This window comes from Psychroserpens luteus (assembly GCF_015319355.1).
Taxonomy (GTDB): domain Bacteria; phylum Bacteroidota; class Bacteroidia; order Flavobacteriales; family Flavobacteriaceae; genus Psychroserpens; species Psychroserpens luteus.
The window spans coordinates 308,062-333,816 of sequence record NZ_JADILU010000002.1; the positions used below are offsets into that span (position 1 = coordinate 308,062).

Annotated in this window: 23 protein-coding genes; 13 read left to right on the forward strand and 10 right to left on the reverse strand. The window is 31.2% G+C overall.

Translation table 11 applies throughout. The features are described from left to right. Positions 1 to 22: 22 nt before the first annotated feature. From IM744_RS05010 to IM744_RS05040, 7 genes are all read right to left on the reverse strand, one after another. Complete coding sequence (locus IM744_RS05010) at positions 23 to 355, reverse strand: hypothetical protein (RefSeq protein ID WP_194507008.1); 333 nt, start codon at positions 353 to 355, stop codon at positions 23 to 25. Then, positions 355 to 852, reverse strand: coding sequence for a DUF6787 family protein (locus IM744_RS05015; RefSeq protein WP_194507009.1), 498 nt, complete (start codon positions 850 to 852; stop codon positions 355 to 357). Before IM744_RS05015 ends, IM744_RS05010 begins: the two co-directional genes overlap by 1 nt. Positions 853 to 877: 25 nt before the next feature. Beyond that, positions 878 to 1,306 (reverse strand): DUF6146 family protein, encoded by a 429-nt coding sequence (locus IM744_RS05020; RefSeq protein ID WP_194507010.1) that lies wholly within the window; start codon positions 1,304 to 1,306, stop codon positions 878 to 880. Positions 1,307 to 1,572: 266 nt separating this feature from the next. Continuing rightward, complete coding sequence (locus IM744_RS05025; RefSeq protein WP_194507011.1) at positions 1,573 to 2,208, reverse strand: DUF937 domain-containing protein; 636 nt, start codon at positions 2,206 to 2,208, stop codon at positions 1,573 to 1,575. 109 nt (positions 2,209 to 2,317) lie between these two features. Next, positions 2,318 to 3,268, reverse strand: a complete 951-nt coding sequence (locus tag IM744_RS05030) for a D-2-hydroxyacid dehydrogenase (protein ID WP_194507012.1) — start codon at positions 3,266 to 3,268, stop codon at positions 2,318 to 2,320. Positions 3,269 to 3,443: 175 nt separating this feature from the next. Then, a complete protein-coding gene (serC, locus tag IM744_RS05035) occupies positions 3,444 to 4,505 on the reverse strand; it encodes a 3-phosphoserine/phosphohydroxythreonine transaminase (protein WP_194507013.1) in 1,062 nt (353 codons plus the stop codon). Between the two features lie 117 nt (positions 4,506 to 4,622). Beyond that, positions 4,623 to 5,684, reverse strand: coding sequence for an acyl-CoA reductase (locus IM744_RS05040; RefSeq protein ID WP_194507014.1), 1,062 nt, complete (start codon positions 5,682 to 5,684; stop codon positions 4,623 to 4,625). Positions 5,685 to 5,848: 164 nt separating this feature from the next. On the opposite strand from IM744_RS05040, the gene IM744_RS05045 reads away from it, so the two are divergent. Beyond that, positions 5,849 to 6,202, forward strand: a complete 354-nt coding sequence (locus IM744_RS05045; RefSeq protein WP_194507015.1) for a 4Fe-4S dicluster domain-containing protein — start codon at positions 5,849 to 5,851, stop codon at positions 6,200 to 6,202. Between the two features lie 78 nt (positions 6,203 to 6,280). On the opposite strand, the gene IM744_RS05050 is transcribed toward IM744_RS05045, so the two are convergent. Further along, positions 6,281 to 7,411, reverse strand: a complete 1,131-nt coding sequence (locus tag IM744_RS05050; RefSeq protein WP_194507016.1) for a carboxypeptidase-like regulatory domain-containing protein — start codon at positions 7,409 to 7,411, stop codon at positions 6,281 to 6,283. 197 nt (positions 7,412 to 7,608) lie between these two features. Next, positions 7,609 to 9,081, reverse strand: coding sequence for a carboxypeptidase-like regulatory domain-containing protein (locus IM744_RS05055; protein WP_194507017.1), 1,473 nt, complete (start codon positions 9,079 to 9,081; stop codon positions 7,609 to 7,611). A 248-nt stretch (positions 9,082 to 9,329) separates the two neighbouring features. Here IM744_RS05055 and IM744_RS05060 point away from each other — a divergent pair, with 248 nt between their 5' ends. The 3 genes from IM744_RS05060 (at position 9,330) to IM744_RS05070 (ending at position 13,613) form a co-directional block, all read left to right on the forward strand. Beyond that, positions 9,330 to 10,130 (forward strand): hypothetical protein, encoded by an 801-nt coding sequence (locus tag IM744_RS05060; RefSeq protein WP_194507018.1) that lies wholly within the window; start codon positions 9,330 to 9,332, stop codon positions 10,128 to 10,130. Between the two features lie 392 nt (positions 10,131 to 10,522). Further along, positions 10,523 to 11,095 carry a class I SAM-dependent methyltransferase gene (locus tag IM744_RS05065; protein WP_194507019.1) on the forward strand — a complete coding sequence of 191 codons (573 nt, stop codon included), beginning with the start codon at positions 10,523 to 10,525 and terminating at the stop codon, positions 11,093 to 11,095. A gap of 532 nt (positions 11,096 to 11,627) precedes the next feature. Further along, on the forward strand, positions 11,628 to 13,613 hold the full coding sequence (locus IM744_RS05070) for a fibronectin type III domain-containing protein (RefSeq protein ID WP_194507020.1): 1,986 nt from the start codon (positions 11,628 to 11,630) through the stop codon (positions 13,611 to 13,613). Positions 13,614 to 13,677: 64 nt separating this feature from the next. Here the strand turns inward: IM744_RS05070 and IM744_RS05075 are convergent, their stop codons facing one another. Next, positions 13,678 to 14,853, reverse strand: coding sequence for a vWA domain-containing protein (locus IM744_RS05075; RefSeq protein WP_194507021.1), 1,176 nt, complete (start codon positions 14,851 to 14,853; stop codon positions 13,678 to 13,680). Positions 14,854 to 15,101: 248 nt separating this feature from the next. Here IM744_RS05075 and IM744_RS05080 point away from each other — a divergent pair, with 248 nt between their 5' ends. The 9 genes from IM744_RS05080 (at position 15,102) to IM744_RS05120 (ending at position 25,754) form a co-directional block, all read left to right on the forward strand. Further along, complete coding sequence (locus IM744_RS05080; RefSeq protein ID WP_194507022.1) at positions 15,102 to 15,851, forward strand: hypothetical protein; 750 nt, start codon at positions 15,102 to 15,104, stop codon at positions 15,849 to 15,851. 216 nt (positions 15,852 to 16,067) lie between these two features. Continuing rightward, positions 16,068 to 16,829 carry a hypothetical protein gene (locus IM744_RS05085; RefSeq protein WP_194507023.1) on the forward strand — a complete coding sequence of 254 codons (762 nt, stop codon included), beginning with the start codon at positions 16,068 to 16,070 and terminating at the stop codon, positions 16,827 to 16,829. Between the two features lie 91 nt (positions 16,830 to 16,920). Then, positions 16,921 to 18,015: a redox-regulated ATPase YchF gene (ychF, locus tag IM744_RS05090; RefSeq protein ID WP_194507024.1), complete on the forward strand. Its 1,095-nt coding sequence runs from the start codon at positions 16,921 to 16,923 to the stop codon at positions 18,013 to 18,015. 296 nt (positions 18,016 to 18,311) lie between these two features. Beyond that, positions 18,312 to 18,779, forward strand: a complete 468-nt coding sequence (locus IM744_RS05095) for an SRPBCC family protein (protein ID WP_194507025.1) — start codon at positions 18,312 to 18,314, stop codon at positions 18,777 to 18,779. A gap of 117 nt (positions 18,780 to 18,896) precedes the next feature. Continuing rightward, positions 18,897 to 20,750, forward strand: coding sequence for a DNA topoisomerase IV subunit B (locus IM744_RS05100; protein ID WP_194507026.1), 1,854 nt, complete (start codon positions 18,897 to 18,899; stop codon positions 20,748 to 20,750). A 7-nt stretch (positions 20,751 to 20,757) separates the two neighbouring features. Continuing rightward, positions 20,758 to 21,996, forward strand: a complete 1,239-nt coding sequence (locus IM744_RS05105; RefSeq protein ID WP_194507027.1) for a retropepsin-like aspartic protease — start codon at positions 20,758 to 20,760, stop codon at positions 21,994 to 21,996. A 26-nt stretch (positions 21,997 to 22,022) separates the two neighbouring features. After that, positions 22,023 to 22,502, forward strand: coding sequence for a hypothetical protein (locus IM744_RS05110; RefSeq protein WP_194507028.1), 480 nt, complete (start codon positions 22,023 to 22,025; stop codon positions 22,500 to 22,502). Positions 22,503 to 22,506: 4 nt separating this feature from the next. Then, positions 22,507 to 25,185: a DNA gyrase/topoisomerase IV subunit A gene (locus IM744_RS05115; RefSeq protein WP_194507029.1), complete on the forward strand. Its 2,679-nt coding sequence runs from the start codon at positions 22,507 to 22,509 to the stop codon at positions 25,183 to 25,185. Between the two features lie 131 nt (positions 25,186 to 25,316). Next, positions 25,317 to 25,754, forward strand: a complete 438-nt coding sequence (locus IM744_RS05120; protein ID WP_194507030.1) for a thioredoxin family protein — start codon at positions 25,317 to 25,319, stop codon at positions 25,752 to 25,754. Position 25,755: the final 1 nt, after the last annotated feature.

Genomic DNA, 25,755 nt, shown 5'->3' on the forward strand with positions numbered 1-25,755 from the left:
TTTACCAACAGACACTATGTATTTAACTATAAATTGGAGGACCTCTAAGTGAGAAGTGAAGTCTTTGGTAATCACTTAGAAATTGATATTGAGATTTGGTTATTTGTTTGATTTCTATAGGAATATATAGCTCGTAATTCTCTATAGTGAAGGTGTAATGATTAGTGATTTTAAAATTGTAAAAACTACAATCTAAATCTAAATTATGTAAATGCGCTTGAGAATAATCTGTACAAACTTCATGATTATGATGACTAAAAACATGCGTAAATTTGACAACAGTAGGCAATGCTAACGCTACAACTAAAATGAGTGTTGCGATGCTGTAAATAATATGTTGTTTGTAGTGTTGCATTAATCTAAAAATTGACCTAGTCCAAAACGTCTTAGCATTTTCTTCTCAAACTGCCAGAAAAATTTAAACTGACCAAAGAGCCAACCAAAAGTTACCAATAGAATTTGATAGAAAATAAGACCAATGATAATAAATAATACCCAATAAAGAATAGGGTTTAAGTTTTCTTTAGTAATTCCTATAGCTCTAATAATTGGTCTTCCAATAAAAAGAGAAGATGATCCAGTGATTGCAAAAACAATAAAAATACGTATGATTTCCCAACGATTATCTACAACCCATTTGTTTTCTAATTTTTTAAATAGAAACAAAATAAATTTTAAAAGCGCAACAAACAAAATTACTGCCAGAATAATCGTGACAGTAATATGATATGTTTTTGTAATTAGTAATGCGAGTTTGTAACTGCTATATGCTAACCCTAAAAGGCCGAGTATAGGAAATAGTAGTTGCCAATTTTGTTGAATCTCCCAATTCTTTTTAAATACTTTTAACATAGCTTAAATTCTATGCAAAGATAATTTAAATTCTAGGAACAAATGATGATAATCGTTGCTTATAGGTTAATTGAAAGTAATTGAAATAGTTAAATAACTTATAATTAACGTCGTAGCCATAATCTATGTTAGAATTGTAATCTATTCGTAATTCATAAAGATTTGGATCATATGTTTGTGGCTGCATAACTCTGTTATTCCATTCTATAACATTAACAATATTTCGTGCTTCCATGTAAGATTGAGAGTAATAGCCTTCTGGTTTTGCCATAGAAGCGAGCCATGTATTAAAACCAGGTTCTATAATTATGATTTCATATTCGATATCATCATTAGCTATTCGTACAATATCTTCTTCTGGAACATCTGTTAGATCAACTTCAGAAGTTGATTGATAGGAACCACAGCTTACGACGAGTAAGGCTAAGATAAAAAATTGAGTAATACGTTTCATGGCGTTTTTTATATTTTAAAGTTACAAAAATCATTCCGAAGCAAATAGCATCAAAAATCATTTTTTTGTTTTGATTAACCCAAAAGTAAAGCGGTTATGTGATATAATATAACAACAATGAGTGAATGCTACTTTTCAATGAGTGAATAGTGTCTGGGTTTAAATGCAATAAAATTAAGAACGTCTAATTAGGACCAATTATTAAATGGCAAAAAAAAAAGCCAAACCTGACGTTTGACTTTTTATATATGTATTGTAAACTTGTTTTATTTTCCAAAAAGTCCGCCAAGCAAACCGCCTAAACCGCCTTTTTTACCTGCGCTTCCTAATACCATTCCTGCAACATCATCAATAACGCTACCGTCACCATCTGCATCTAGTATTTTTTCTAAGAAACTTTGTTCTTCTTTTGCATCGTTTCCGCCAAGAAGACCACTTAATAAACCCCCTAAATCACTAGAAGAACTTACATTGTTTTGTGCTTTTTGTTTACCTAAAACACCCATTAAAATTGGCGCAGCAACTTTAAGGATATTTGCAACAGATCCCATGTCTAAACCAGATTTCTCACCTAGTATTTTTTCAACACCTTGTTTTTTGTTACCTAAAACATGATTCAAAATTTTATCGCCATCATTTTTTACGTCGTCATTAACTCCACCACCAAACAAACCACTAAGGTTATCTAAGATACTACCATCGTGTTTATTGTTAAGTGCACTCATTAAACCTTCAGCACCTTCTGGTGTAGAAGCATTTCTTTCCATAGCTTTCATTAACACTGGCAAAGCCATTGTTAAAACGCTACTTGTTTTACTTTCATCTGTTCCAGCAGATCCAGAGACACCACTAATAATTGTTTTACCTAAGTCACTGTTTAACAAGTCTAAAATTCCTGACATAATTTATTTTTAATTTAAGATTAATATAAGTTAGAATTCAATGTACAAAAAAAAGTCCTAACATTAAGTAGGACTCATTTTTTTGCAATAGGTCACATATTATGACTATTTATTTTAAAATGCTTATAATTTGCTCTGCTAATTCGGTACCAATTCTATCTTGAGCTTCGTTTGTAGCTGCTCCAGTATGAGGTGTTAATGATAATCCAGAATTCATAAGTAATTGCATTTCTGGTTTTGGTTCTTTTTCAAAAACATCTAAAGCACCTCCTAAAACTTTACCACTTTCAATTGCTTTAATTAATGCAACTTCATTGACCACACCACCACGAGCAGCATTAGCAATGATGATACCATCTTTCATTTGCGCAAAATCTGCTTCGTCAATCACATAATTTTTTTGAGCTGGTACGTGAAGCGTTAAAAAGTCTGATTGTTTTAGAACTTCTTCTTTAGAGATTGTTTTAATCTCAAAATTAACTTTTTGTCCATCAAAAAACTCTAACTCTAAATCTGCCTTTTCTAAGAACGGATCAAAAGCAATAACTTTCATTCCTGCACCAAGTGCAACTTTAGCTGTAGCTTGACCAATACGACCTAAACCTAAAACACCTAAAGTTTTACCTTTTAATTCTATTCCTTTAGCATATGCTTTTTTAAGACCTTTAAAATTTGCATCACCTTCTAAAGGCATATCACGATTAGAATTATGTAAAAAACGTGCTAATCCGTAGAAATGAGCAAAAACCAATTCTGCAACAGAGTGTGACGATGCTGCAGGTGTATTGATTACTTTTAATCCTTTGCTACGTGCATAATCTACATCAATGTTATCCATACCAACACCACCACGACCTATGATTTTTAGGCTTGGGCAATTGTCAATAATATTTTTTCTAACTGTTGTTGCGCTACGAACTAATAAAACGGTAATATCATTCTCATTGATATAATTTTCTAATTGTTCTTGGGCTACAGTTGTTGTGATAACTTCAAAACCAGCTTTTTCTAAAGCGTCAATTCCACTTTGTGATACTCCGTCGTTTGCTAATACTTTCATGATTTTTATTTTTGTCATTGCAATTACATCTCGTGTGACCATCTTATTAAATAGAGTCCTTCACTTGGTTTAGAATGACGATTATTTTATTTTTTTATTTAAGTCTGAGTAAGCACTGTAAACTTTTATCGTTCGAGTAAAAACGGTTTACTGCGACTTAAAACTGCAAACTTATTTAAGCTTTACGCTCCAATTCACTCATCACATCTACAAGTACACCAACACTATCTAATGGTAATGCATTGTACATTGATGCTCTGTAACCACCAACACTCCTGTGACCATTCAATCCGTTGATTCCTGCTTCTTTAACCATAGTTTCAAAAGTTTCCTTTAAATCCTCATTAGCTAATGTAAATGTCGCATTCATTGTAGAACGATCAGGTTTTGCTGAAAATCCTTTAAATAATGGGTTGAGATCAATTTCAGAATATATCAATTGAGCTTTCTTGTCATTTTCTTTTTCAATAGCTGCAATACCACCAAGATCTTTTAACCATTCTAAAGTTAGCATTGATGTGTAAACCGCAAAAACAGGAGGCGTATTAAACATACTACCTTTGCTAATTTGAACTTTATAATCCATCATTGACGGAATTTTACGAGATACTTTACCAAGTATATCTTCTTTCACAATCACTAAAGTAGTTCCTGCAGGACCCATATTTTTTTGAGCTCCAGCATATATCAAATCAAATTTTGAAAAATCTAACTTACGAGAAAAAATATCACTACTCATATCACAAATCATTGGGATAGGAGAGTTAGGGAATTCTTTCATCTGTGTTCCAAAAATGGTGTTGTTAGACGTACAGTGAAAATAATCGTAATCTGCAGGAATATCAAATCCTTTTGGGATGTAATTATAGTTAGCATCTTTAGAAGAAGCAACCTCATAAACATCATCATAGATTTTTGCTTCTTTGATGGCTTTGTCACTCCAAGTACCAGTATTTAAATAACCAGCACGTTTTTCTAACATGTTAAGAGCGACCATGAAAAATTGAGTACTTGCTCCACCTTGTAAAAACAATGCTTTGTATCCTTTTCCTTCTAAACCTAATAACTCTAAAGCTAAGGATCTAGCATTTTCCATTACATCAACAAAAGGCTTGCTTCTATGTGAGATTTCTAATAATGATAAACCGTTGTCAAAGTTAATTACAGCTTCAGAAGCTTTTTGTAGAACGCTACCTGGTAAAATAGAAGGTCCAGCGCTAAAATTATGTCTTTTCATGAAAATTTAGTTTTCATTTCCGATCCCAATAACTATCGGGAGGAAATCTATTTAATTTTTAATCTTCACAAAGGTGGGAAATTCTGTAAAAAAATGTATTAAGAAAATGATAATTTATTAACAGATTGTCAACGAAAACGTAATAGTATCAACGTTATCTGCATAATCCCATAATTTTGGCAATTGCGTTTGCCCAAATTTGATTTCGGTATCTAAAAATCCATTAGAAACGACACATTGTATGGCATCACTTTTCTCTTTTAGGGTTGCTTTTAATTTTTCTTCGGAATCATAGCGCTCATAAAACACTGTTGCGATAGGTGAGGAGAAGCTTTCGTCTTCTTTAATCATTAAAAAACCATTCTCTAACATGTCAAACAAACTCATTAAATACACAGCTTTGTTATAATCGTAGTTGTTTGCGTATTTATTTTGGTGGATGATTGGATTCCAATGATACATAGCCTTAAAAAAGCTATCAAAATCATAATCTTTAGGTACAAATAATTTAGAGACATTTCTACAACCCAAACCATAATATCTAAATATATCTTCGGAAAGCGCTACAAGCTCATCCTCAGTTTCTTTTCCAGTTAAAATGGCTACAGAATTGCGATTCTTTCTAATCACCGAAGGTTTATCTTTAAAATAATATTCAAAATAACGTGCAGTATTATCGCTTCCTGTGGCAATAACAGCATCAAAATTCTCTAATTTACCTTCTGTGAATGTGATACGACCTTTAAATTCTGGTTCTACATACTCTAAATACTTCGCCAAAAAAGGCAATAAATGTTTGTCATTTGAAGATTGCTTCACCAACACGTTTTGACCAGAAATCAATACCGATAAAAAATCATGAAACCCAACTAACGGAATATTTCCAGCCATCACAATAGCAATAGTTTTTAGATTTTCCGTAGTAAAGTTATAGTTTGAAGTCCATTTGTTAATGTTGCTTTCAGTCAATTGATTAGACCATCCGTTTAATGCAAAAACAACATTTTCTTTTGTAAACCAACCGTTGTGCTGTTGCGCTAATTTTATTTGGTGTTTAAATCCGTCAAAAAACAAATCATTATGTTCGACATGGTCTTTTTGTTCAAATTCTTCCGAAGAAAACTGACTTAAAAAATCTCCTAATTTTACAAATGCGTTAATTCTTTGTTGTAAATCCATGTTGAGTTTGGTTATACGATGTTTTGGCTTTATTTTTGCAATTGCAAATTTACGCAAACAAAAAAGAAATGAGCTAATTTAAAATTGATGTGTTTCATCGCAAATTTTCTGCGAATTCATGACGACTTTATTTTAGCAATATTAACGAGAGAATAATTATTACTATGGCAATTATTATAACAGACGAATGTATTAACTGTGGCGCATGTGAACCAGAATGCCCTAACACAGCAATATATGAAGGTGCAGATGATTGGAGATATAATGATGGTACAAGTTTAAAAGGCAAAGTTGTTTTACCAAATGGTAAAGCTGTAGATGCAGATGATGCTCAAGAGCCAGTAAGTGATGAGATTTATTACATCGTACCAGATAAATGTACAGAATGTAAAGGGTTTCATGAAGAGCCACAATGTGCTGCTGTGTGTCCTGTTGACTGCTGTGTGCCAGATGATGAGCACGTAGAAAGCGAAGAAGTACTATTAGGAAAGCAACGTTTTATGCATCCTGAAGATTAGTCTACACTAAGATATATTGAACATAAAAAAGCCGAATTCTATTCTAGATTCGGCTTTTTTATGTTTTAAAAGTTTATTTTATTCTTGATCTGTGATTTCAAATACCATGAATTCCATAACACGATCTGTAGTAGTGAAATCTGGATCTGTATTTTCAGTATGAAATGAAGAGTAGAGCACGCTTCCATACCCTAGTTTAAATGATACTGCCAAATCTTTGTTTTCTGTAACCATATTGTTGTTGTCGTTAATGTATGTCACAGGACCATTTAGCCACGACATCGTAGTTTCAGCATCATAAGAATCAATTACTTGCCACGTTGGTAAAAATTCATCTATATAAATGGTATCATTATTACCAATGCCAAAAGTTAATAACCATGCACTGAGATCTATATCTAAAATGGTTGCAGTTGTTTCTAGAGAATTTCCGCTTCTTTCTGGTACAAGGAATGACACAAAATCTGCGTTGTCATTAGTAATCGTAGTTAACACTTTTGAAGCCCAATCTGTAGCATATAAATAACCACCATTATCAACATAATCGTAAAGATTTTGACCACCATCAAGGTCTCCAGTATAAATTCCGCAGTTAATAAAAATAATATCATAATTATCCAGTAAGTCAGGATCGTTTAGTAAATCCTGATAGCTAAAATCAACATTAGATGCTAACATAGGATTATTTCTTTCTACATTAGAATCATGACTATGGCCATGATGATTATCGCGATCATTAGTAACGTCAACTCTATTAAAACTCATACCATCAATGATATCAAAGAGAGGTAAACCAGTATCTAAATCTACGAGACCAATATTATAAAGTATGTTTTCTATATTATCATAATCACCAGTTACAACTGCAATGCTTGGTAAGTTTTCAATTCTATAAGTCTCTAAAGTCGTTTCTTCTTCAACGGTAATGTCTTTTTGTGTTGAGAATAAGCCTTTAGTTAAATTAATGTTGTAATCTCCAATTGGAATAACTAATGTGTATTCACCATTTGGATTTGTGGTGGTTTCAAAAATAACAGTATTGTTTTGTACTGCGGAAACTTTAGCATTCACAATAGGATCTAAATTATTGGGAGCCAATAATCTTCCCATCACGTTTACTGTTTCTTGATTGATATTATTAGGGTTGTCCTCTTTAGAACAAGAAAACACCAGTAATAGAAAAATAAAAGCGAAGAATATTGATTTCATAATATAAGGATTGTGGATTAATAGATGTTTAGGTGAGATGCCTAAATGTGTCATTCTATGTATTAAACAAACAATACGTTGTTTTCCCTACCTAATGTAATGAAATCTAGATGTTAATGAAATAAATTTAGCATAAATAATCGACATTTGGAATATAAAAAAAATCCCAAGCTCTTAAGCTTGGGATTTACTATTATTTATTCCTCTCCATCAAAAGTTTTTAGTTCTGCTGAAGGAGCAAGCGTTTGTTTACCGCTCCAATTGCTAGCATCGTATTTTCTTAAAACATCATAAGCAATCGCTTCTTTTTCGTTGAGCGCGTCAAATTCTGTACGGTCTAAATTAGTTATGGAAGAGAAGAGTAATTCTTTTCTGGAGATGGTATTCCCAGCAATTTTACAATCAAATGTGGTTTTATTTTTATCTGAGCTGTTTTCAATAAATTTTAACGATCTATTGAGATAAAAATATTGTCCAAATTCACTTTTAATATAACGAGGTTCGTACAAGTTTTGGTCATTCATTGTATAAATGATGGTTCCTGTATTAATGTTTTCAATAAACTTAACACCAAAGAGTAATTTTAAATTAAGCTTATGACCTTGTTTTCCTTTAGCATAACTATAGTCTAGTTTTAGAACACCATACGTGTCTTCAGACACATACAAACTCCCTGCAAAATTAGCAGAAGATCGATTAGGTTTAAACGTTATTAAATATACCATTTCACCATTTACCATACTGGCATTGTCTAGAGTGTATTCATAATCATCTTGATTTAAGACTTCTTTGAGCATACCACTTGTACCTGTTCTAGATTTATCTAATACTGAAATCGTTCCTTCTTTAAGATCTTTAATTTTAAACTCGTTTAAGGTTTTTTCTTTTTTGTCATCATCATTTAGAGATAACGAATCTTCAATTTTAAACAATCCGGTTTTTAATTTATAGGTCATTGTAGTGTCTAAATACTTCAACACTGTAAGTCGTGCATTTTTTTGAATCTCCTCTAAAGACACATTTTCATTAGAATTAACGATTTTAGTAGCTTTATCAACATTGAGTTTCAAACTATCGTCCATGATATTTAATGTGCCTGAGTAATCTGTGAAGTACACAAAATCACCATTTTTAATGCCATTACCCATTTTAGTAAGTTTATCATTGGCTTCCTCTAATTGACGTTTTTTAACTTTAGACGATTTTTTGATTTCTAAGTCCAGATCTTCAAAATTGGTATAAGCTGTTTCGCGATAGAAAAAATTATAGCTTAGCGCATCGCTTTTGTAATTCTTAATTAAATTTCTATTTACTCTAGAAATAATAGAATCTACATTAGGCTTTGAATTTGTGAGATAAATAGCATTAAGTTCGTTTATTGCAGGTTCTAACTGTATGATGTAATTGTTAGATTTTAAATCGGAAATGGTAATTGTTAGTGATTGGTAACCTAAACACGAGAGTTCAATAGTATTTGCATCTACATCTTCTAAATCAATAATAAACTCACCTTCTTCATTAGAAATAACACCTTTAAATTCAGCTGTTTGTACTGCGACAAAAGGTATGAACTCATTAGTTTTACTATCCACAATTTTTGCAGTGAGTTCTTGTGCATTTATAAAAGAACTGAGTAATAAAAAGACTCCTAGAGTAAAATACGTTTTCATAATTGGATGGTTTATTATGTTTAGACGCTAAGAGTTTTGTTTTGTTACTGAAATTTGAAAACTTTAATATTATTGATTTAATTAGAAGACATAGTTAGAAACGGAATAGGGTGGTATTTTGCTAAAATACGTAGTTCTACGTATTGACATTGTGTTTTAAAAAAACTAACTTCGCTTATCAATCGATATAGTTTATTGAAACGAAACTATATCTTTACGTTACAAACAATTTAAAACCAAAATTACGAATGAAAAAACTGAATTTATTATTAGCAATTATTATCACTTTAACAATTTTTTCTTGCACATCTGATGACAACATTTCAAGTGAAGAACCTGAATTAACTGAAAAAAAACTTACTAAAGTATCAGAAGAAGGGAATTATGGAATTTATGAAAAACTATATATTTATAATTCAGATAATAATGTAACTGAAATGGAAAGCAGTTTTACAGAATTTGGACAAACAGCTTCTGATTTACACAATACTGTTTTTAGCTATGAAAATAATTTAGTTGTTTCTGCTATAGATTACGAAAATGGAGCTTTATATAAAACTTATGAATTTAACTATTCAAATGATAATTTAACTGAAAGAATAATTTATGATTCCGATGGAATTGAAGATGAAAGAATAGAATTCACTTACAATTCTAATAATGAAATTGAAAGTTTTGATTATTATGTTGATTCTATTTTACAACAAACACGAAATTTCACTTATAATACGAATGGTAATATTATAATAGCTGAAGATATTGATTATTCAGAAATTGAATATGACACAAACCCAACACCAAGTAGTAATTTCACTAGTTCAAATAAAATAATATTCGGAGCGGAAAGTCTTATTATGAATCTATGCGGAAATAATGAAACGATGAGAATCACTAATTACAATAACTCACTTCCGAGTGAAACAGTAAGAAATTTTGAAACTACCATAACTTATGATACTGATAATTATCCTTTAAGTAAAGTTCTAGTGCAAACTGACAATAGCGGAAATGAAATAAACACTAGAACAACAACTTTTGAATACGAATAAAAACTGTTTGTAACAACGTGTATAATTAATTGCTTTGGTCGTTGTTTATTTGGAAAATTCCTTCGGAATTTTCTCGCGTTCGTTTTTGTTTACTAAATTAGTTGCTTAAACACGCAACTAACCATACACAATACCGATAAGCGCCACCCATTTACAAATCATAATTATTTCAAAATAATAAATAACTCCTTACTAAAATATGTCTTATTTTCTTGTCCACTTTCTTTGGATTTTATATAAGCGTTCTTCTTTTTGAAAAAGGCTTGTAAAAATCAAATAATTTTTGTTGCATAAACTCTTGTATTTCAGGTAACTTGCATACTAGTGTTAAACTTGTCTCAGTATCAATGAATTTCTATCAAAAAATATTTGCCTCAAAATATGATTCGTTCATGACGAAACTAGAAAGCACATTGCAACCCATTAGAAAAGAATTAATAGGTGATTTAGAAGGATCTATATTAGAGGTAGGCTCGGGAACAGGAACGAATTTCAAACATTATAACGCTAAAGCAAAAGTAATAGCACTGGAACCTTCTTCTTTCATGTTAGATAAATCAAAAGCTAAGCTTCCAAAAAAAACACAAATTACGACCTACAATATGGGTATTGGGGATAAACGATTAGATTCAATTATCAAAAACAATTCATTGGATTACATTATTTGCACCTTAGTTTTATGTACAATCCCAGATCAAAACTTAGCATTAGATAAATTTAAAAAATGGTTAAAACCTACAGGTAAGCTCATTGTCTTAGAACATATTCACGCTCAAAATAAGCCTAATAGATTACTATATAATATGGTAAACCCATTATGGAAAATTGTTGGTGATGGCTGTAATTTAAATAGAGACACAGATCTTTCAATAAAAAAAGCAGGCTTTAAAGTAGAAAGTGAACACTACTTTAAAAAAGCATTAGGTTTTTACCAAGCAGTTTTTACAGTGTCATCTTCTAAATAAATCTAATCATGTATATGCGATAAGCGCAACACAATTCCAAATTATAATAATTTGAAAATGACAAACAACACTTTTACTCACTACCTTTTCCAGACTGCTCCTTTAAAATCTTAACAACCTCTTTACTAAAAGACGTGCTATCTGCTTGTTTACTTTCTTTAGATTTTATATAAGCGTTCTTCTTTTTGAGTAAGGTTTGTACTTTGAGTTGTTAAAAACTGTTCATGACGTTACCTTTCAGGTTGTTGACTTGTACTTGACTTATTTCAGTATCAATCAATAAAATTCATTGAAATAGAAAGATGTATTAACGTTGGCGCACATTATTCACTCTACTCTATAAAATTTCAAATACAAAACCCTAAACTGACAATTAATAACAATCTAAGAGTAACTATTGTGAAGACTGACATTGGATAGGGTTAATTTTGAAATAGATTCTTTTCGATATCTCACAAAAATAACTTAACTTACTGAATGTAAAATACTTAACATGGTATTTGATTTTGTTTAATCCATTAAAACTTCAATCATGCTATATTTAAAAAAATATTTAACAGGTGTATTAATTTTATTTGTTTTGACGTATTCTTCTGCTCAAGTAAACAATAAATTCCAGTCTTCTATTGAAAAGCTAAACACCTTTATAATTGAATCTAAAGAAAAGAATTCGGTCAACTTCATTCAAGATAAATTTCAAACTTTGCAAATAAAAAAAGATTATTTAATAAAAGAGTCAAAATCAAAACAACCTAAATTCCTTCTCGATAGTCTAAGAACAACTTTACAACTAAAAGCAGAAATTGATAACTTTATTAAAAACTATGAAAAAGAATTGACTGACGTGGTAAAGTTAAGAAGTATCATACATAATACATCCTTTGCAAGGAAATATAAATATGCATCTATTTCTAAAGCGGAAGAGTTTTATAATAGTTTAACTAGTGGACAGGAAAAAATTGTAGATTCCAAATTTATAAAAGACATTTCCTCTCTAAAAAAGCAATATGGTAGTATAATAAACGCATCCTATGCTATTCTTCAAAAAGAGAGCATAACTACATTAGAAAAATTTCAAAAAAATATTAATCTTGACATACAAACAATCAGTAATCAAAAAATTGACACTAAAGTTATTTATCGAGCTCAAGATTTATTTAACAGAATAAACCCAAGTAATAGCTTTAATAGCGATTTAGGTAATTTAGGAGTTAATGACTTACCTCCATATTATCCTCCAAATCCTTCAAATGGACCTCGAGCTCCTGTTGTTGCAGATATCATAGCAAGAAATTCTAATTCAATGACTGTTGCATGGCATGATAGATCAGATGATGAAGAAGGTAATAGACTGTTGAGAAGTACTGATTTGTTTAATTTTACCAGTGTTCAAGATTATGGTCCATTTGAAAAGTTTTCACGTCAAGAATTTACTGACCAAAATTTAGAACCAAATACAAAGTATTGCTATAAGCTAGAAACATTTAATTCTGAAGGTTCAAATTCATCCCAATATAGATGTGCTTACACAACTGATGGTAATAATATACCAGTTTGGAGAGTTCAGTTAAAAGTCAAAGTAGCAGATCTCTCAAATGCTGGAACTGATAGGTTAATTAGATTTTATTTGGATAGAGGTAATAGTGTATTACCAATTACTACTAATATTGATTATGGTGTGAATGATTTTGAAAGAGGTGAAGAATACTTTTATGATCTAAATTTTGATGGTATAACCGATTTAAGTGACATAATTGGTTTTAGAATTGTAAATAGTTCTGGTGATAAATTACTTCTTAGTGAAATGAGCCTTTTAATAAATCAAAGGAGTGTATTTAGTAGAGATTTTGGAATTACTAGTAGTTCAGTACTCAACTTAGAAAATAGTTATTATCAAGTTGAACATGACGAATTACAAGCTCATTCATCTTGGTTAGGGTTTATTGAAGCGTATTTAAGTGATCCAATTTTTCTAATCAGACCATTGATCAATAATGTTGATAATAATATTGTCTTACAGATTTCTAATGAACAACTCGTTTCCAGAATAGAAGGATTAATAGGTCATTTATTACACGAAGATCCTGATTTAAGTAGTAAAACAGAATGGGGTAAATTAAATGGTCCAGCTGTTGAAATTGTTAGAAAAGATGCAAGTACCATATCAGTAGATCTGGATTTAGAATTAGACGAAATTGGTTTTAATCCATCATTAGATGTAGATTTTGATATTAAATTTAGCTCATCATGTAGGCAAAATGGGGAGATTTTTAAAATTACTTTTAATTCCCAAAACTTTACTACTAATGCAGATGCTTCTTGGTGGCAAGATATAATATCTTTAGGGTTGTCCAAAATTGTTTCTGATGTTGCAGATTGGTATTCAGAGAATTGTACGTCTCCTCCATTAATTTCAAAATCAATAGAAATTAATTTGCCTGAAAATATAAATTGTGATGATTTGTCTGTTAATGTGGATATCAATGGTAATTTAAATATTTGTTGTATTACATTTTAAGGATTTGAATGAGCACTTTACGATAAATTGCTGGTAATGATTTCATAACAAACAAGTGACTTTTTTACTCACTACCTTTCCCAGACTGCTCCTTTAAAATCTTAACAACCTCCTTGCTAAATGACGTGCTATCTGCTTGTTCGCTTTCTTTAGATTTTATATAAGCACGTTTCTTTTTAAATAGTTCTTTAAGTTGCGATTGATTATGATCTCTTCTGTTAGATAATTCTTGTATCATTTCTTCCTGTTGAGAAATGTTAAGTACTCTAAGTTCTTTTGGTAATTTGTCTTCTTCAATAGTGTTTAAGTTGAGCTTTCCGTCGTTATAATCATTAATGATTTCATTAGTACCATAAGACCCTTTTTTGCCTACTTTACTATTTTTGTATTCTGCACGTTTACTATTAGCAGTTGCAGAACCGTCATCATAAACCTTCATAGATTTTTCTTTCTTATCGTAGTTATATTCACGCTCATTAAGAGTGCCATAATACATTCTTGTATCATCAATTTCTTTAGAGAGTTCATTGATTTCAGCATCAAAAGGTGTTGCTATTACGTAATCTTTTGCATCTTGATCTAGCATTAAAAATTCTCCATTGGTGCATTGGGACATTTCTCTAAAGTGAGGAATCGCTTCCTGGCAACTATTACCCAATTTTATAGTATTGATAATGATGCCTTTTTGTGCTGCGAGTTTACAGCTTTCGGTATATTTTACATCGTCTTGATAGTCCATGTGTGGCGGACAATCGCCAACCACAAATATCGTTTTATACGTATTTCTGTCTGTTGACCATTTCATATCAGTAATAGATTCATGTAAGGCTTGATTGACGCTTTCTGGTGTGTCGCCTCCACCATCTGCACTCATTTCTAACAAATCTGCATAAACTTCATCTAAATCTGTAGTGATTGCAATTTGTCGCGTTACAAACGAATCTCCACGATCTCTGTAAAAAACCATTCCCATTTTTAAGGTATCAACGTCATTACTTTGTGCTAGTTCTGTGACGATATCCCAAATCTTTTCTTTTGCTGTGCCAATAAGTCCGCTCATACTACCTGTTGCATCTAGGCAAAATACTATTTCGGTGTTTTTTATGGGTTTTTTATTTCTTTGTTTGGTTACTGAAGTCTCAATAGCATTTGCTAAATCTTTATTAGAGTTTTTATGGGTTGAATTTTTACAATTCAGTAGAAATAATACTACGAGTAGAAGGCTGAGTTTTTTGATCATGAGATTAGAATTTGGATTAAAGGTATAACAGCTAAATTGTAATTGAAACCGTAAACTAGCAAACGAACTAATGCAATTAGTAAACGAGAGGTTTGATTGAGTAAACGTTTCTTTTTGATTAGTGAACTAGAATCTTGAGCTTTGGTTAAGCTGTTTTTTGTATAAAAACGATTAACTTCGTTTTCGTCTTAATAAAGACATACTTCATATTTCAAAAAACGAATTAAAATTTATAAAACCATAACCAAATGAACGAGAATCAAATCAATAAAAAATTAGAAAGAAAAATTAATTTCCTTACTGCTTATGCTTTTTTGAGTGCATTAATTATTGCTTTTTTTGCATTTAGTAGTTTTAGTGATAAAGATAGAAATGAAGAATACGATGAACTTATAGTGAAAAAAATCACTGTTATTGGTGAAGATAATTTACCTCGAATGGTTTTGAGTAATGAGAGTAGACAACATCCTGGAAGAATGAATGGTAAAGAATGGGAAAAAAGAGAACGTCCATCAGGACTTATTTTCTTTAATAACCAAGGCGATGAGTGTGGAGGTTTAGTATATCAAACAAAAGAGAAAGACGGGAAAGTCATGTCTGGAATGTCTTTTACAATGGATAATTACAAAGACGACCAGGTGTTACAAATACTAAATGATGAGTATTATAAAGATGGCAAAGCTTATATAAAAAGAGGGATTTCAATTAATCAATTTCCAGTGGGATCTAATGTAGATGAAAGAAATGATAAGCTTAAAGTCTTAAGAATGATAGAAGATAAAAAAGAACGAAAAGAGAAAATCAATGAATTAATGGAAAAAGAAGGATCTGTAAACCGTTTGTTTATTGGGAAAACAAAAGGAAACAGTTCAGGACTATTTTTATCAGGACCTGATGGTTCTCCAAAAATGATGATTTACGTTGATGATAAAGGAGAACCAAAAATTCAAACGTTTGGAGAAGATGGAGAAATTACGGACTTCCTTGTAAATAATTAAATTAGAACATAGCATAGGTTATAAAATAATTGCGGATTCTTACATCTGATTTTTTTCTTCGGAAAAGCTTCGTGTGAGAATCCGCAATTATTTTTATATATGAAAGATAGGCGTGATAAGAATTAAAATTATAATCATTTTATTGAGTAAATGTGTTTTTTGAATTAAATGAAGTATGGTATTGAGTTTGGAGTTTTTTTTGTATAATTTAGGTTCATGAAATTTTTAATAATTTTCTTACTTATTATAATTCTTCTTTCTTGTTCCGAAGAAAAAAAGACTTCATTGCAGCCACTTTTTGTTGAATATGTTGACGATATACCTTATTTAATGACTCAGAACCAAATAGGTTCAGTATTTGAAATTATCTCCTATGGAGAAATCGCTTATTTAGCAAAAAATGATACATTAAATTATTACGTCCTAGATACTGAAAATAGAGTGACTCAAAAACTAAAAAGTTTCATGTGCTGCTCTTATGTTTATGAATTTGATTCTTTAGGCTTGTTGAAACAAAAACGAGTGTTTACAGATTATCCTGAGTATTTTTCATACGATAGATTAAGAGAAGAAAATGTTATTTATGAAAATCAGTCTTCTAATATGGGAACAGAAGTTGAATATAAATATCAAATTGAAAACAAAAAAATAATTTCACGAGTTGGTAAGATAAAAGGAGATTCTAAATTTAGTGATAGTACACATTACGAATATTCTAAAGAAAATAAGCTAAAAACAAAAATTAGAATTCGATTAAATGATTCAAAAGGTGAATTTATAAATGATAATACAATAACTTCTTATGTTTGGAATCAAAACGTTTTAGAACACGTTGATATTAAACAGTTTTTGATTGAGGACCAAAGACAGCCCTATTTTACAACTTCTATTTCATTTGATTCTCTTGGGTTTCCGAGAAGTACTGTCCTATTAATCAAGCAAGACACAATCTCTAAAACATCAATAATAAAAAAATAGGGATGACTTTTTGATTCAATTACTATAGTTCTGTTTTTTATTTAAAACAATAAGATATTTAACTACATTTGCACTCGCAAAATCACAAATTATGAAAGCTGGAATTGTAGGATTACCAAACGTAGGAAAATCAACCTTATTTAACTGTTTATCTAATGCAAAGGCGCAAAGTGCAAACTTTCCGTTTTGTACTATAGAACCTAATATTGGTGTGGTGAATGTACCAGATCCAAGACTTCAAAAATTAGAAGAATTAGTAAACCCAGAGCGTGTATTGCCAGCAACTGTAGAGATCGTTGATATCGCAGGTTTGGTAAAAGGAGCAAGTAAAGGTGAAGGTTTAGGAAATCAGTTTTTAGGAAACATTCGTGAAACAGATGCCATTCTTCATGTATTGCGTTGTTTTGATAATGATAATATCGTTCATGTTGATGGAAATGTAGATCCTATTAGAGATAAGGAAACTATCGATATGGAGTTACAGCTTAAAGATTTAGAGACTGTAGATAAAAAATTAGATAAAGTTAAGCGTGCTGCAAAAACAGGAAATAAAGAAGCTCAAAAAGAAGAAGCGGTTTTATTAAAACTGAAAGCAGGATTAGAAGCAGGAACTTCTGTTAGAGCATTAGAGTTTAGCGATGAAGATTTAGAAGAGTTTGTAAAACCAGCTCAATTAATTACAGCAAAACCAGTCATGTACGTTTGTAACGTAGATGAAGGAAGTGCAGTTAATGGAAATGCTTATGTAGATTTAGTAAAAGAAAACGTAAAAGATGAAAATGCTGAAGTTTTAGTGCTTGCAGTAGGTACAGAAGCAGATATCACAGAGTTAGACGATTTTGAAGAGCGTCAAATGTTTTTAGCAGATATAGGATTAGATGAAGCAGGATCTGCAAAGTTGATTCGTTCTGCATATAAGTTATTAAATCAACAAACATATTTCACAGCAGGTGTTAAAGAAGTTCGTGCTTGGACAGTAAATGTTGGAGCAACAGGACCACAAGCTGCAGGAGTTATTCATACCGATTTTGAAAAAGGTTTCATTAGAGCAGAAGTTATCGCTTACAACGATTTTGTTGAATACGGTAGTGAAGCTAAAGTAAAAGAAGCTGGTAAAATGCGTGTTGAAGGAAAGAATTACGTTGTTAAAGATGGTGATGTGATGCATTTCTTGTTTAATGTTTAAATAAACACCTCGCTTTCTGTTTCTTTATTGAAACAAAAACTACTCTAAAATAAGAGGAGAATTAACTAGGTGGTTTGTTATCATCTTAGCAAAATTTCAGTTTTAATAAAAATATTAAATCCCTTCCCTTTTTTTAGGGAAGGTGGATTTGATTTTAGTTAAAAAAATCAAATACGGAAGGGTTATTTTAGAAATTGAATTTAAGAACTCTTTAATTACAATAACCACCTCATCTTCGTTCTCTCTGCAGAGAACTAATCCACTGCTCCTTCAAAAGGAGGAGAATTATAATAGATATGCCAACAATAGAAATCAAAACTTACATTTCTGCAGATATCCAAACCTGTTTTGATTTAGCGCGTAATATTGATTTTCATAAAGCATCGATGGAACATTCTAACGAGAAAGCTATTGCAGGCAAGACTTCTGGCTTAATTGGTTTAGGAGAGTGGGTGACTTGGGAAGCCGAACATTTCGGTATTGAACTACAACTCACTTCAAAAATTACTGAGTTTGAAAGTCCGAATCGTTTTGCTGACGAACAAGTAAAAGGAGCCTTTAAAAGCTTTAAGCATGAGCATGTGTTCATTTCCGAAGAAAAAGGAAAAACACTTATGATTGATATTTTCGAATTTCAATCGCCTTATGGTGTCTTCGGAAAATTAGCCAATCGATTATTTTTGAAACGTTACATGACCAATTTGCTAACGACCAGAAATTCATTTTTAAAGCAAAAAGCAGAAGAATTAGCTCAAATAAGCTAAAACCCTTGGGTTCTCAACAATATTAAAGTGGTATTGTTAATTACTTTGTGCCATCACTATTTCATTTTTTATAGCGTTACCTTATATTAGCTGTCTATCTAAATTTTTCAACCTTTTATGTCTCAAGAAACCAAATATACCGAAGATAATATACGCTCGCTCGATTGGAAAGAACACATCCGTATGCGACCAGGAATGTATATTGGTAAATTAGGTGATGGTTCTTCTCCAGATGATGGAATTTATATTCTAGTTAAAGAAGTTCTAGATAACTCTATTGATGAGTATGTCATGGGAGCAGGAAAGACGATAGAAATTTCCATTCAAGGTAATAAAGTGATTGTTCGAGATTATGGTCGTGGAATTCCGTTAGGGAAAGTCGTTGACGTAGTTTCAAAAATGAATACTGGTGGTAAGTACGATTCTCGTGCGTTTAAAAAATCGGTTGGTTTAAATGGAGTTGGTACTAAAGCGGTAAATGCATTGTCCAATTATTTTAGAGTAGAATCTACAAGAGATGGGAAATCTGCTTCGGCAGAATTTACGCAAGGAAATCTAGTTGATGAAGAACTGTTAGATGACACGTCTAGACGTAAAGGAACAAAAGTCTCTTTTATACCTGATGAAGCTATATTTAAAAATTACAAGTATCGTAATGAGTATGTTGCAAAAATGCTCAAATACTACGTGTATTTAAATCCAGGATTAACAATCGTTTTTAATGGTGAAAAGTTTTATAGTGAAAACGGACTTAAAGATTTATTAGCAGATAATATTTCTGAAACAGATAGACTTTACGATATCATCCATTTGAAGGGAGAAGATATCGAACTAGCCTTGACACATAGTAAAACTCAATATAGTGAAGAGTATCACAGTTTTGTTAACGGACAAAATACAACTCAAGGAGGAACACATTTAGCAGCATATAGAGAAGCGCTAGTAAGAACGATTCGTGATTTCTACGGAAAAAACTATGAAGCGTCAGATATTAGAAAATCTGTAGTGTCTGCAATATCTATTAAAGTGATGGAGCCTGTTTTTGAGAGTCAGACGAAAACAAAACTTGGTTCTACAGATATGGGAGGCGACTTGCCAACGGTAAGAACTCACATCAATGACTTTTTAAAACGTTACTTAGATAACTATTTACATAAAAATCCAATTGCTGCAGAGAAAATTCAGCGTAAGATTTTACAAGCAGAACGTGAACGTAAGGAATTATCTGGAATTAGAAAATTAGCCAAGGATAGAGCAAAGAAATCTAATCTTCATAACAAAAAATTAAGAGATTGTCGTGTGCATTTTGGAGATGCTAAGAATCCTAGAAACCTGGAAACAACCTTGTTTATTACAGAGGGAGATTCTGCATCTGGTAGTATTACGAAGTCTAGAGATGTGAATACTCAGGCAGTTTTCAGTTTAAAAGGGAAGCCCTTAAATTGCTACGGTTTGACTAAGAAAATCGTTTATGAAAATGAAGAGTTTAACCTCTTACAAGCAGCACTTAATATAGAAGAATCTTTAGAAGACTTACGTTATAATAATGTGGTGATTGCAACAGATGCCGATGTTGATGGAATGCACATTAGGTTGTTGTTGATTACATTTTTCCTTCAGTTTTTTCCTGAAGTCATAAAAGAAGGTCATTTGTATATTTTACAAACGCCTTTGTTTAGAGTGCGTAATAAGAAGAAGACTATTTATTGTTATTCCGAAGAAGAAAGACGAGCAGCATTAGAAGAATTAAAACCTAAACCAGAAATCACCCGATTTAAAGGTCTTGGTGAGATTTCGCCAGATGAGTTTGTGCATTTTATTGGAGAAGATATTCGTTTAGATCCAGTTATGTTAGAAAAAGACATGTCTATTGAAGATTTATTGTCATTCTATATGGGAAAAAATACACCTACGCGTCAAGAATTTATCATTGATAATTTAAAAGTTGAATTAGATATTGTTGAAGACTAAACACATAATGAAAATATTTACTCTAAGTACTTTAAAGATTGTAATCATTACATTTTCGTTTTTTGGTTTTGCTCAAAACGCTAATTTAAAAAAGGGAAAAGTAAATGCTAAAAATTATTATCAAGAAATTTCATTTGAGTTTTTGAAGAATAAAATTGTTATTCCGGTAACAATAGAAGGTCATACTTATAGATTTTTATTAGATACTGGTGCTCCAAATATTGTGTCTTCAGAAGTATATCAAGCGATAAAATCTAAAACAGTTACATCAATTTCAACAAGTGATGCTAATAGTAAAAGTCAAAATCTTGATGTTGTTACAATCAAAAGCTTAAAACTTGGTGATATTGAATTTAAAGGTTTTAATGCTCTTGTTTTTGATCTTAACGGAAGTCATATTTTTAAATGTTTTGGAATTGATGGATTTATTGGTAGTAATTTATTGAGACATTCAATAATTCAAATTGATGCTGATCAAAATCTTTTGAAATTAACAGATCAAGCCAAGTTGCTCAAATTGAATAAAAAAGAATCTGATAAAATTAAATTAGTAGGTAATCAAAGTAGTCCGTATGTGCAAATTCAGCTCACTGGTAAAGAAAATGGTCGTGAAATGGTACTCATAGATACAGGAATGGGTGGTTTGTATGATGTGTCTAGAGATAATTTTGAGATTTTTAAAACTAAAAGTATTTTCAATATCATTGGAGAAAGCGATGGTGCATCATCTGTTAGTTTATTTGGAGAAGTACCTACAAATAGGCAATTAAGAGTTCATTTACCACAACTGATGATTAATGATTTGATATTAGAAAATCACATTACTCATACATCAAACTCTGATAATTCAAAAATAGGTGCAGATTTATTAAACTATGGAGTAATGACTATTGATTATAAAAATAAACGGTTTTACTTTGAACCAAAAATGAATAATGTAGATCTTTCTAAATCAATTCCTGGTTTTACAACAACCATAAAAAATAAACGAATTGTAATTGGTTATGTCTGGGATAGAAGCTTACAAGAAAAACTAAATTATGGCGATGTGATTTTAGCAATAAATGGTAAGGAACTCAACGATTCAAATTTTTGTAACTCTGTTATTAATGATTCTAGCATTAGTTTACTTAATGAATTTGTTTTAAATATAGAGAAGGAAGCCGATGGTCAAGTTATAGATATAAGTATTACTAAAAAAGAATTACTTGCAGTTTTAAATGATTTTAATATAAGTTTAAATTAATAAAATGATTATTTTAAAAAAATAATATGAGGATTAATAATTCAAAAGTTAAAAACACGATTATTTCTGTCTATTTCATTTTGATAGTTTTAGCTATTGTTTTTGCTACGATTTTCAAATTGTTTAGTGACTTAACATCTAATCCAACTGTAACTTTTGTTATCATATCTATTGGTTTTGCATTATTGTTTTTTCTTGTTCATTTTATTTCAAAGTATTTTGAATACGATAGCGACGGATTAAAAGTTGTCGTTACCAATAAAGGTTTGTTGTTATCTGATAGTTTTAATTACAGAGAGCATCTACTGGAGTTTGATAAGGGAGACTTGTATGCTTATAAATTCCGAAATTTTATAGTGTTCAAAACCTTAACCTTCTATCTAAATGATAGTCGAGGTAAGAAAAAAAAAGAGACTTTTAATGTCACTTTAGTGCCAAGAAAGAAGAGACGATATATTAGACAATCATTAAGTAAAATGATTAAGATGAATAAAAATTCCCAATAGATTAATGAGCGAAGATATTAATGATAGTATAGATAGTCAAGACGAACCACAAGAAAGCATTACCAAAGTTACAGGTATGTTTAAAGATTGGTTTCTTGATTATGCATCATATGTGATTCTTGAACGTGCAGTGCCAGCTATAGAAGACGGTTTTAAACCTGTACAACGACGAATCATGCATTCTATGAAAGATTTAGATGATGGTCGTTACAATAAAGTAGCCAATATTGTTGGTCACACGATGCAGTATCATCCTCATGGTGATGCAAGTATTGCAGATGCGATGGTGCAAATTGGTCAAAAAGATTTATTAATTGACACTCAAGGAAACTGGGGAAATATTCTAACAGGAGATAGAGCAGCTGCAGCACGTTATATTGAAGCACGAATTTCTAAATTTGGTTTAGATGTCGTTTATAATCCTAAAATTACAGAGTGGCAATCCAGTTATGATGGTCGTCGTAAAGAACCAGTGAATCTTCCTGTGATGTTCCCTTTATTACTAGCTCAAGGTGGAGAGGGAATTGCTGTAGGTTTATCTACTAAAATTTTGCCACATAATTTTATTGAGCTTATTGATGCTTCCGTAAAACATCTTAATGGGAAACGTTTTACAATTTATCCTGATTTTCCAACAGCAGGTATTGCAGATATTTCTAATTATAATGATGGTTTGCGAGGTGGAAAAGTAAGAGTACGTGCAAAAATCTCGCAGTTAGATAAGAACACGTTGGTAATTACTGAAATACCTTTTGCGACAAATACATCTTCATTAATTGATTCTATCCTAAAAGCTAACGATAAAGGAAAGATAAAGGTTAAGAAAATTGAAGACAATACTGCTGCAAATGTTGAAATTTTGATTCATTTGCCTGGAGGCATTTCACCAGATAAAACTATAGATGCATTGTACGCATTTACTAATTGTGAATCTTCTATTTCACCATTAGGATGTGTGATTGAGGATAATAAACCATTATTTGTTGGTGTGACTGAAATGTTGAGACGTTCAACAGATCTTACGGTTCAATTGCTTAAAAGTGAATTAGAAATTAAGCTTGGTGAGTTTGAAGAGCAGTGGCATTTTGCATCTTTAGAACGTATTTTTATTGAAAAACGAATCTATCGTGATATTGAAGAAGAAGAAACTTGGGATGGTGTAATTAGTGCCATTGATAAAGGGTTACAACCACATATTAAACATTTAAAACGTGCTATTACCGTTGAGGATATTACACGTTTAACAGAAATTAGAATTAAACGTATTTCTAAATTTGATATTGATAAAGCACAACAAAAAATTGATGCTTTAGAAGATCAAATTGCTGAGGTGAAACATCATTTAGCAAATCTAATCGCTTATGCGATAGCTTATTTTGAACGTCTTAAGAAAGAATATGGAGAAGGACGTGAGCGTAAAACAGAATTAAGAGCTTTTGAAGATGTAGATGCTGCAAAAGTGATTATTCGTAATACAAAATTATATGTCAATAGAGCCGAAGGTTTTATAGGTACATCATTGCGTAGAGACGAATATGTTTGTGATTGTAGTGATATTGATGACATCATCGTGTTTACCAATGATGGTAAAATGATGGTCACTAAAGTGGATAGTAAAACCTTTATTGGTAAAGATATTATTCACGTCGCAGTCTTTAAAAAGAAAGATAAACGTACCATTTATAATATGATTTATCGTGATGGCGCAAAAGGATCAACGTTTGTGAAGCGTTTTGCTGTGACATCAATAACCAGAGATAAAGAATATGATTTAACTAATGGGTCTAAAAGTTCTAAGTTGTGGTATTTCTCTGCAAATCCGAATGGAGAAGCTGAGGTTATTACGATATTCTTACGTCAGGTAGGAAGTATTAAAAAACTGAAATGGGATTTAGATTTTGCAGAAGTATTGATAAAAGGTCGAGCATCTAAAGGAAATACAGTAACTAAGTATCCTATTAAAAAAATAGAACTCAAAGAAAAAGGCGTATCTACACTAAAACCACGTAAAATCTGGTTTGATGATACGGTTCAACGTCTTAATGTTGATGAAAGAGGTGATCTCATTGGAGAATTTAGAGGAGAAGATCGATTGTTAATTATCACACAATCGGGTGATGTGAAAACCATTCTTCCTGATTTAAGCACTCATTTTGATGATGACATGATTATTTTGGAGAAATGGATTCCGAAGAAACCAATATCTGTTATTTATTATAATGGTGACAAGGAAATGTATTACGTTAAGCGTTTCTTGATTGATAATGAAGGACGAGAAGAATCTTTTATTTCTGAGCATCCAGATTCTCAATTAGAAATTGTGTCTACCGATTGGAAGCCAATGGCAGAGATTGAGTATAAGAAGGAGCGAGGTAAAGATCGTAAAGACAACGAAACTATAAATCTTGAAGAATTTATTTCTATCAAAGGAATTTCTGCTTTAGGAAATCAATTGACTAAAGATAAAATCAATCAGGTGAGTTTATTAGAGCCTTTGCCTTATGAAGCTCCGGAGGAAGTTCCTGCAGAAGAGATTGAAGTGGTTGATGAAACGGTTGAAAATTCGTCAGACGATGATGATAGTGAGCCAATTTCCGAAGAAAAACCAGATACGTCATCAAAAGATAAAAAGAAAGATGATGATATGGATATAGATGATAAAGGGCAAGTGACTTTGTTTTAAAAAGTGATATTTATCATTTTTTAAGAGTATTAATTGCTGTTCCTTTGTTTTAACATTTTTTAACGCTGCTATTGTAAGTATTTATAATATTTAGCGTTCTTATGTTAGCAAACACCTAAATACATAACGAAATGAAAAGTAATAGTCTAATTGCTTTGTTCATGCTTTTTACAATATCCTCATTTTCTCAAGATTGGAATACGGATTTTGAAAAAGCAAAATCTTCTGCAAAGGAGAGTCATCAAAAAATAGTATTGGTTTTTCAAGGATCAGATTGGTGTGCACCTTGCATCAAATTAGATAAAGAGATTTGGCAAACAGAAACCTTTAAAACTTATTCAAAGGACCATTTTGTGATGTTGAAAGCTGATTTTCCGAAGCGAAAGAAAAATGCTCTAACTGAAAAGCAACAAGCACATAATGATAAATTAGCCGAAGCTTATAACAAAAATGGATATTTCCCTTATGTAGTCGTTTTAGATGAGAACGGTAAAATTTTAGGATCTACCGGTTATAAAAAAACATCACCTTCAGAGTATATAAAGATTTTAGAGTCATTTAAATCTTAGT